This window comes from Streptomyces sp. ISL-100 (genome assembly GCF_018614615.1).
Classification (GTDB): domain Bacteria; phylum Actinomycetota; class Actinomycetes; order Streptomycetales; family Streptomycetaceae; genus Streptomyces.
Genome location: NZ_JAGGOK010000013.1, coordinates 1 through 9646 on the forward strand (window position 1 = coordinate 1; position 9646 = coordinate 9646).

Below are 9646 nucleotides of genomic sequence, written 5' to 3' on the forward strand. Positions count from 1 at the left end.
ATTGCGTTGGGGGCGTGATCACGCCGCCCTGGGGAGTTCCCTCCACCGTGGGGGTGAACCAACCTTTCTCGACCACACCTGCCTTCAGCCATCCGGCAATCATTCCCCTTCCAGGGAATGATCCCAGTGACGCGAGTAGGTGATCGTGGTCGATTCGGTCGAAAGCCGCTCTCAGATCGGCGTCGAGCACCCACAGGCGTTTGGCGTTCCTGCCGCTCGCCGTCGTGTGGATGGCAACGATCGCGTCATGGCAGCCACGACCGGGACGAAAGCCATAGACTTTCGGTTCCAGTCGCGCCTCCCATTCGGGTTCCAGTGCATTCAGCGTCAGAGCTTGAAGGCATCTGTCGGCGATCACGGGAATTCCGAGTGGGCGCTGTTTTCCATTCGCCTTGGCTATATACACCCGCTTGACGGGCTTGGGCTTCCACGGGGCCGCGCCATGCTGAACCCAGTCGGCCAACTCGGCCTTTTCCTGGGGCAACAGGACGATTTTCCCATCGACTCCCGCCGTCTTGCGGCCAGCATTGATCTCCGTGACCCGCCGCGCACTCGCGAGTGTGTTCGCGCGGGAGCGGAGCATCAGCTTCTGCAGATTCCTGACCTTGGCCAGGTCTCCTGCCTGCGATGCCGTGAAGATGCGCTGCCGCAGACGCCGTACGTCGTCCTCGACCTTCCGCCAGTCGATTGACGGCCAGTCGGTGATCTCGTCCTCCGGTCCGTTCGCCATGCCGGCGACGGCCGCTGCGGCGTGTGCCACCACAGCCGCGTGTGTCGCCATGACGTCCAACTTGCCCTTCGGTTCCGGTGTCTTCGGTCCTCGTTTCCTCACAGGCTCACCAGACCCACGTCAGCACCCTTTCAGGTCGGGGCATTGGCCCCTATCCGGCCAGTTATGCGGGAGCCACCAACGGAGGTGTCGGCACATGGTTCCCGGTTTCCTGCTGCCTTTCGGCGACCGGCATTCGCTTGCTGGGTCTTCCTGCGCCCGCTGGAGGGTTGGGCCTTCCTTGCGGTTGGCTTACCAGGCCAGAACTGCATGGCCTGGACTCCATCGGGGTTGTCACGTTCCGCATGAGAGAGATGCTGCCGGGGAGGGCGCCCTCTGCACCCCGGGGACGGCGGTGCACTCCCGACCGGTCAAGTATCCCCAGTCGGCGCCTGCCGCTTTCCAACGGCCAGTCCCTATCTCCCGCTTAAACAACCCATCGGCGAGAGTGATCATGACGAGGCATCATCAAGGGTTCATTCGCATTCACCCGTCCGGCATTTCCCAGCCTGTAACCCCCGGATGGAACGAGGGTCCTTGGGCAATTCCCCAGGCTTCGCACCCCGCGATTACTCACGACGCACGCTGGGGCGGGAACGAGCCCTGTGCACTGGCTCGGGTCCTACACCTTCGACATCAGTCGAACCTCCTTGGTGATTACCACTCTTCTCAAGCGACTTCGTGTCGCACGACCTGGTTGATCCAGGAGGCGTGCTTGGGCGTGTAGTGCGCGACGATCCGCGGATGCCTCTTCAGCCAGGCGCGGGTGGCCTGGGAGGTGTGGGACGAGCCGTTGTCCAGGACCAGGTGGATCGTCAGCGCCGGATCGACGCACTTGTCCAGACGGTTGAGGAAGGCGGTGAAGTGCGCGGAGTCGTTGCGGGGCAGCTCCTCGGCCACGACGTGTCCGGTGTGCACCTCGAGTGCGGCGGTGATCGAGAGGGTGCCGTGGCGCACGTACTCGAACTCCCGCCGTCGGGGCCTGCCTGGCGCGCACGGCCGGTCGGGGTGTTTGCGGGAGCGGACCGACATCGCGGTCTTCTCGTCCACCGAGACCACGATCGACCCGGTGGGGCGGTTCAGATACAGGTCGCACACCTCGGCGGCACGGACGAAGAATCCCGGGTCGTGCGTGCGGGTCAGCCAGCCCTTCACCCGGTGCGGTTTGAGGTCCAGTGCCGCGAGGATCCGTCCGACCTGCAAGGCCGATTTCCCGGTGTCCGTCATGCGGTCGGCGATCAGCCGGTGCGGCCAGGAGCCGTGCGGGTGCGGAGGCTCGCTGGTGGCCGCTGCCACGATCCGCAGCCGCACCTCAGGGCCGTAGACCGGCGGCCGGCCCGAGTGGGGCCGGTCCTCCAGCCCGGCCAGCCCCTCCCGGTCGTACCGGTCCCGCCACCGCACCGCCGTCGAGACATCCGCCCGCACGATCTCCGCGATCCGCCAGGTCGCGATGCGAGCCCGGCGCGCAGCACGCTGCGGAGTGGTATGCGCCCGTACGCGTTCCTCGAGCACACGACGATCATCAGGATCAAGCACCATGCCCGGTCAACGAGGCGATGGCCATCGGCGGAACTTCCGCGGGGCAGCACTAGGGAGCCGGTTCTGTGCCGTCAGGAGCCGGTTCCGTGCCGTCCATGATCGAGGGATCGCTTTGATCGCAAGCGATCAATACGATTGACGCGTACAGTGTGCGACGCCCGAGGCGCCGCCCGGACAGCACAGCCCGCCGCACCCCTGGGGGAACGATGCGACTCCACGTAGACCAGCGCCATGAGCGTGTCCTCGAACTCGTCCGCGAGCGGGGCAGCGTCCGGGTCGCCGAACTCGCCCAGGCGCTGGGCGTCTCACCGGTCACGCTGCGCCGGGACGTCGAGGCGCTGGCGGCGCAGGGGCGGGTGCAGCGGATGCACGGAGCGGTGATCTGGCCGGGCTCGGGCACCGAGGCGGCAGCGGGGCGGGCGCCGGGCGCGGACGCCGAGAGCCTGGTCATCGGGCTCGTGGTGCCGACGAACAACTACTACTACCCGGAAGTCGTGCGCGGGGCGCGGGAAGTGGTCGAGGCGCACGGCGCGAAACTCACCATCGGCATCTCCAACTACCTGCCCGGCGAGGACGTACAGCAGGCCGAGCGGCTCGTCGCCGCCGGTGTCGACGGCCTGCTACTCACTCCGACCTGGGACGAGGGCGCGCCGGACGGGATGGAGGGGTCGTGGGTCGCTGAGTTCGGGGTGCCCACCGTCCTGATGGAGCGCTGGGCGCCGCACGGTCACCCCGCCGCGGCCCTCGACCGGGCCCGCTCGGACCATGCGCACGGTGCCGCAGAAGCCGTGCGCCATCTCGCCTCGCTCGGCCATCGCCGCATCGGCCTCGCTGTCCAGGTCTCGCCCACGGCACGGCACTTGAGATTCGGCTACGCGGCCGCGGTCGACGCGCTCGGACTCGAACGGGTGCCGGCCTCGCCGCTCGACGCCGATCCGCCCGCGGGGGAGGGCGACCGTTTCGATCGGACCTTCGCGTATCTCTGCGAGATCATCGAGAAGCACGGGGTCACCGCGGTGGTGCTGCACAGCGACGCCGACGCCCTGGTGCTGATCCCCCGTCTGCAGGCACGCGGCATTCGCGTCCCGGAGGACCTGGCGGTGGTGGCGTACGACGACGAGGTGGCCGGTCTCGCCGACCAGCCGCTCACGGCGGTGGCGCCGGCCAAGCGCCAGGTGGGTGCGCGGGCGGCCGCGCTGCTGCTCGCGCGCCTCACCGTGGCCCCGGACGCCGTGCCCACGCACGGTCAACACCTGGATCTGCTCCCGGAGTTGAGGATCCGCGCGTCCTGCGGGACGGGGATCGCGCGACCTTGACCCGGTAGGCCGTGACCGACTTCAAGGGCCCTCGCAGGCTGTCCTGCGGGGGGCCCTGTGCTGTTCGGCGGGCCGCCCAGCCGCGTGCGACCAGCCGTGCATGACGCTATCGCCTCCCGATCGTTTTGATTGAGTTGGTCGTTCGCTCTTGACGGTGATTGGTCTGGCGCAAATGATGGCACCCGTTCACCTCTTCTTCCGCAGCTGCAACAAGGCAGTTGTCTGCCGCAGTTCGAGGTCTCGTAGGAGCCGTGCCATGCCGAGCACTTCCCGTACCGCCCGCATAGCCCTCACCGCGTCCATCGCCTCCCTGGCCCTCCTCGCCACCGCGTGTGGCGGCGGCGAGGACGAGGGCTCCGGCAAGGCCGGCAGAGACGGCAAGCCGGTCACCATCACCTACTGGTCCGCCACCAGCGGCGCCAAGGAGACGGCGGAGGCGTTCAACAAGACCCGCAAGAACGTCAAGGTCAAGTTCTCGCTGATCCCGTCCGGGCCCGAGGGCGTCACCAAACTCTCCAACGCGGTCAAGGGCGGCAACGCCCCCGACGTCGCGACGATGGACTACTCCGCGCTCCCCGAGTACGCGAGCGGCGGCAACCTGGAGGACCTGTCCCAGGTCGCCGGCGACACGGTCAAGAACGAGTTCCCGGAGAACATCCAGTCCCTGGTCAACCTGGGCGGCAAGACCTGGGCCGTGCCCTTCGACGCGACGCCCCTAGAGCTCTACTACCGCAAGGACATCTTCAAGAAGCACGGCGTCGAGGTCCCCAAGACCTGGGACGAGTACCGCAAGGCCGCCGAGAAGATCAACAAGGCCGACCCCAAGGTGAAGATCACCAACTTCGGCGGCGGCGACCCTGCCATCCTCGCGGGCCTCTCCTGGCAGGCGGGCGCCCAATGGTACGGCACGTCCGGTGACGCCTGGAAGGTCAACATGACGGACGCGGCCTCGAAGAAGGTCGCCACGTACTGGGACGACCTGCTCAAGGACGGCCTCGCCTCCAAGACCCCGCTGTGGGGCGAGGGCGAGAACAAGGAGCGCGCCACCGGCAAGGTCGCCACGATCATCGGCGCGGCCTGGAGCGCGGGCGGCTTCTCCGTCAGCTACCCCGACACCAAGGGCAAGTGGGGCATCGCCCCGCTGCCGGCCTGGGACGGCAAGCCCGCCACTGGTATGTACGGCGGCACGTCCTACGTCGCGCCCAAGGGCAGCAACACCGAGGCGGCCGCCGAGTTCATCAAGTGGGTCACCACCGACTCGGAGGCCATGAAGGCGCGGCTCAGCTCCCTGAAGCAGCCGAGCAGCGCGCTGCCGGCCAACGAGGGCATGCGCGAGGTCGCGGCCAAAGAGTTCGACGCCTCGTACTTCAAGGGCCAGGACCCCTACGAGATCGCCAGTGCGGCCGCGGACACCATCGTCCCCGGCTGGACCTGGGGCCCCGTGAACCAGCAGGTCAACCTGAAGCAGAACGCCGCCGGCGCCGACCACGGCAAGATGCTCACCGACGGCCAGGCCGCGGGCGAGAGGGCGATCACGGACCGCGGTCTGAAGCTCGCCAAGTGAGCTCACGGCAGCCGTAGGGCCCGATCCGCCGGCCACGGCCCAAGTCCGCACCAGCTGGAGGGCCCGGTTTCCGTGGGGGAACGCCAGGCCCTCCGTCCTCCACTCGAAGGAGTCAGCCGGTGGCAGCACCAGTCATCAACTCACCCGCACCACCGAGGGGTTCGCAGGAGGCGAGCAAGCTGGCCGAGTCGGCGGGGCAGAAGTCCGCCCGACGTAACGAGCGCGGCGCCGCCGCCCTGTTCATGGTGCCGTTCTTCGTCCTGTTCGCCGCCGTCACCGTGGCGCCCATCGTGTACGCAGGCTACATGAGCCTGTACAGCGAGAAGGCGTCTGGGCTCGGATTCGGGGGAACCGAGCGGTCGTTCGTCGGTCTCGGCAACTTCACCGAGGCGCTCGGCGACGAGGCCTTTCTGCGCTCCTTCGGCCACATAACCGTCTATTGCCTCATCTACATCCCGGTCATGATCGGCGCGGCGCTCGCGCTCGCCCTCCTCGTTGACTCGGCGCTCGCCCGCGCGAAGCGGTTCTTCCAGATCGCGTACTACATGCCGCACGCCGTGCCCGGCCTGGTCGCCTCGATGATCTGGCTATACCTCTACACCCCCGGCATCAGCCCGATCGTCGACGTGATCCAGGACCTCGGCCTCGGCTGGAACTTCTTCGGCAAGGACGAGGCGCTCTACTCGATCATCAATGTCTCGGCCTGGCAGTGGATCGGGTACAACGTGATCATTTTCTACGCGGGTCTGCAGGCCATCCCGCGCGAGACGCTCGAAGCGGCCACGGTCGATGGCGCCGGCGCACTGCGCACCGCGCTGCAGGTGAAGATCCCCATGATCCGCTCGACGGTGGTCCTCACTGTCCTGTTCACCTGCGTCGGCGCCATCCAGCTCTTCGACGCCCCCAAGCTCGTGCAACTGCGCGCCACGGAGCTCGGCATCGACTGGTCGCCGACGATGTACATCTACAACGTCGCGTTCGACGGCCATGACTACGGTCTCGCCGCCGCGGCCTCCCTGCTCCTCGCCCTCGTCGCGGGCGTGCTGTCCTTCCTCGTCACCAAGCTCGGCAACCGGTGGAAGGAATCATGAGCACTCAGACAGCTCCTCCCGCGGCGAAGATCCGTGCCGACTCCCCGGCCGCCACGACCGCCGCCATCAAGTCCCGACGCCCCCGCAGACCACGGGAGTTCACCTCCAAGGCCGTCGTCAACGCCGTCCTGGTCGTCTTCGCGCTCTACACGCTGCTGCCGCTCACCTGGCTGGTCATCGCGTCGACCAAGACCTACCGGGACCTGTTCGCCACCAACCCGTTCGCGCTCGGCGACTTCAGCTTCTTCTCCAACCTCGGCGAGCTGTTCTCGTACAACGACGGCGTCTATCTGCGCTGGCTCGGCAACAGCGTCCTCTACACGGTCATCGGCTCCCTGCTGTCCACGCTGATCTCCGTGGTCTGCGGATACGCCTTCGACAAGTACGAGTTCCGCGGCAAGGAGAAGCTGTTCGGCGTCGTCCTGATCGGGCTGCTCGTCCCGTCGACGGTGACCGCGCTGCCGCTGTATCTGCTGGCCTCCGAGGTCGGTCTGGTCAACACCTACTGGGCCGTGCTCATCCCGTCCCTGGTCAACCCGTTCGGGGTGTATCTGGCCCGGGTCTTCTCCGAGGGCTACGTACCCGGCGAGGTCCTGGAAGCCTCGCGGATGGACGGCGCGGGCGAACTGCGCACCTTCGGTTCGGTGTCCCTGCCGATGCTGGCCCCCGGCTTCATGACGATCTTCCTCTTCTCGTTCACCGCGTCGTGGAACAACTTCTACAGCGCGCTGATGATACTCAACGACGAGGCCCTCTACCCGGTGAACCTCGGTCTGTACACCCTGATGAAGAGCGTCTACCAGCAGCCCGAGCTCTACCCGCTCGTCATCATCGGCTCCCTGGTCGCCGTCATCCCGCTGATCATCGCCTTCCTCTCCCTGCAGCGCTTCTGGCGCTCGGGCCTGACCGCCGGAGCCGTCAAGTGACCCCGAGCACCACCGCAGCCCGCCCTCGCACCGTCCTCGCGATGAGCGCCGAGACCAGGGCCGCGGTGTTCGGCCGGCACGCACTGCACCGCCTCGACCGCATCGCCGAGCTCGACCCGGGCCTGCTGGTCACGGACTTCACCGACCCCGACGACGTACAACGGCGGCGGTTGTACGAGGCCGAGGTGCTGCTCACCGGATGGGGCTGCCCGCCGCTGGACCGGGCGGCGCTGCGCCGGATGCCGGAGCTCAAGGCGGTCGTGCACGCGGCCGGCAGCGTCAAGCACCACATCACCGAGGCCTGCTGGCAGCGCGGCATCGCCGTCACCACGGCCGCCGCCGCCAACGCACTGCCCGTCGCCGAGTACACCGTCGCGGCGGTCCTGTTCGCCAACAAGCGGGTCCTGGACGGCGCGCACGCCTACCGGCAGCAGCGCGGCGGCCACGTCAACCTCCTCGACCGCTTCCCCGGAGTCGGCAACTACCGGCGCACGATCGGCATCGTCGGCGCCTCGCGCATCGGCCGCCGGGTGATCGAACTCCTTGGGCCCTTCGACCTGCGCGTCCTCGTCCACGACCCCTATCTCGGCGCGGACGAGGCCCGGGCCCTCGGCGCGGACCTCGTCGACCTGGACTCGCTCGCCCTGCGCAGCGACATCGTCTCCCTGCACGCGCCCGAACTGCCCGCCACCCGCCACCTGTTCGATGCGCCCCGGCTCTCCCTGATGCCGGACGGCGCGACGCTGATCAACACCGCGCGCGGCTCCCTCGTCGACACCGAGGCGCTCACCAAGGAGCTCAAGGCAGCCCGGCTGCACGCCGTGCTCGACCACACCGAGCCGGAGGTCCTGCCCGCCGACTCACCGCTGTACGACCTGCCGAACGTGCTCCTCACCCCGCATCTGGCCGGCTCGATCGGCGGCGAACTGTACCGTCTCGCGGACGCCGCCCTCGATGAACTGGAGCTGTACGCCCGGGGGTTGCCGTTCCGCCACCGGGTGGACCCGCGCACGCTCGAACGTTCGGCCTGAACCGCTTCCCGCCTTCTTGAAGGGATCCGTATGCCTGCCGCCGAAAGGATCCGCATGCCTGTCGCCCGCCCCCGTGTCCTGGTCGTAGGGATCGACGGAGTACGTCTGGACACCCTCGACAGGGTCGCCGCCCCGCACCTCGACTCGGTGGCGGCGGCCGGCTTCCTCACCCCGGTCACCATCGATGCGGGCACCCCCACGATGTCCGGCCCCTGCTGGGCGACGACCGTCACCGGCGTACGCATCGAGAAGCACGGCGTGTGGAGCAACACCTTCACCGGCCACCGCCTCGACGTCTTCCCCGACTTCACCACCCGGCTGCACCGCCAGGACGGCCGGCACACCTATGTCGCGGCCGGCTGGCAGCCGCTGCTCACCGTGGCCGACGGCGGCCCGCTGTTCCGCGCGCCGGGCCGGATGTGCCATGTCGCCGCGCCCGCCGAGACCCCCGAGGCCTGGGACGCCACCGACGAGGCGATCACCGTCGACGCCGTGCGGGTGCTGACCGAGGACGACCCCGAGGCGTCCTTCGTCTACCTCGGCGCCGTCGACGAGACCGGTCATGTGCTCGGCTGCGGACCCGCCTATGAAACGGCCGTCGCCCGGGCCGACGAGCGGCTCGGGCGGCTCCTCGCGGCTCTGCGCGCCCGGCCCTCGTACGACGGGGAGGAGTGGACCCTCATCGTCGCCACCGACCACGGCCACCGCCCCGAAGGCGGCCACGGTGGCCGCTCGGACCTGGAGACCACCGCGTGGATCGCCTCGTGCGGTCCCCGCATCGCGGCCGGCGCCCCCGACCGTCCGCTGCGCCACGAAGACGTCGCGGCCCAGGTGTTCACGTCCCTGGGCCGCGACCCCGACTCGCACTGGACGCTGGACGGGCGGGCGTGGTCGAAGGGCTGAGCTGATCCCGGCGGTGGGAGGGGCACGGAAGCCGGGATCAGCCGATGAGGGGCGGCACTCAGCAGCTGGCACACCCGGCCCACCCACGCCCTCACCCAGGCCCTGGACGGCACGGCACACCGCCTCATAGAACAACCCAAGGCCAGGTCTATCAGGATTCAGGTGTGGTTCGTCTGTTTGGCCTACAGGTTTCTGGTTGGGCTGTGCGGCTTGCACTCGTCCGGCGGTAAGGGGGCCGTCGAAGAGGACGTCGAACTCGTTCAACGCGCTCTTCCAGCGGTTGTTCCAGCGCTGGCGGCCGCGGCCGGTCGGGTCGAGGGCGAGGGTGGCGAGGTAGAGGCGTTTCAGGGCGGCCTGCTCGTTGGGGAAGTGGCCGCATGCCTGGGCCGCGCGCCGGTAGCGGGCATTGAGGGACTCGATCGCGTTGGTGGTGTAGACGATCTGCCGGATGGCGTCGGGCAGGCCGAGGAAGGGCACGAACTCGCTCCAGGCCCGCTCCCAGAGGAC

At 68.5% G+C, this 9646-nt stretch carries 7 protein-coding genes and 2 pseudogenes; 6 read left to right on the forward strand and 3 right to left on the reverse strand.

From position 1 onward, the window contains the following. Both J7E89_RS08080 and J7E89_RS08085 read right to left on the reverse strand, forming a co-directional pair. Positions 1 to 781 (reverse strand): reverse transcriptase N-terminal domain-containing protein (locus J7E89_RS08080; RefSeq protein WP_214970227.1); only part of this gene is annotated, 781 nt, incomplete at its 3' end. A gap of 657 nt (positions 782 to 1438) precedes the next feature. Next, positions 1439 to 2281: an IS630 family transposase gene (locus J7E89_RS08085; protein ID WP_214970230.1), complete on the reverse strand. Its 843-nt coding sequence runs from the start codon at positions 2279 to 2281 to the stop codon at positions 1439 to 1441. A 233-nt stretch (positions 2282 to 2514) separates the two neighbouring features. Between J7E89_RS08085 and J7E89_RS08090 the strand changes: the two genes are divergently transcribed. The 6 genes and pseudogenes from J7E89_RS08090 to J7E89_RS08115 form a co-directional block, all read left to right on the forward strand. Continuing rightward, entirely contained in the window at positions 2515 to 3624 is a 1110-nt protein-coding gene (locus tag J7E89_RS08090; protein ID WP_214970233.1) for a substrate-binding domain-containing protein, read from the forward strand. Positions 3625 to 3880: 256 nt separating this feature from the next. Next, the gene (locus J7E89_RS08095; RefSeq protein WP_214970236.1) at positions 3881 to 5188 is read left to right on the forward strand and encodes an ABC transporter substrate-binding protein; all 1308 of its coding nucleotides are present in this window, start codon (positions 3881 to 3883) and stop codon (positions 5186 to 5188) included. Between the two features lie 242 nt (positions 5189 to 5430). Further along, positions 5431 to 6279 (forward strand): carbohydrate ABC transporter permease, encoded by an 849-nt coding sequence (locus J7E89_RS08100; RefSeq protein WP_214970245.1) that lies wholly within the window; start codon positions 5431 to 5433, stop codon positions 6277 to 6279. After that, positions 6276 to 7205 carry a carbohydrate ABC transporter permease gene (locus J7E89_RS08105; protein ID WP_214970239.1) on the forward strand — a complete coding sequence of 310 codons (930 nt, stop codon included), beginning with the start codon at positions 6276 to 6278 and terminating at the stop codon, positions 7203 to 7205. The genes J7E89_RS08100 and J7E89_RS08105 overlap by 4 nt, the downstream gene beginning before the upstream one ends. Positions 7206 to 7246: 41 nt before the next feature. Beyond that, a complete protein-coding gene (locus J7E89_RS08110) occupies positions 7247 to 8236 on the forward strand; it encodes a hydroxyacid dehydrogenase (RefSeq protein WP_214970249.1) in 990 nt (329 codons plus the stop codon). 54 nt (positions 8237 to 8290) lie between these two features. Continuing rightward, positions 8291 to 9121 (forward strand): annotated as a pseudogene (locus J7E89_RS08115) (alkaline phosphatase family protein); the annotation flags it as partial. Between the two features lie 258 nt (positions 9122 to 9379). Here J7E89_RS08115 and J7E89_RS08120 read toward each other — a convergent pair. Beyond that, positions 9380 to 9646 (reverse strand): annotated as a pseudogene (locus J7E89_RS08120) (transposase); the annotation flags it as partial.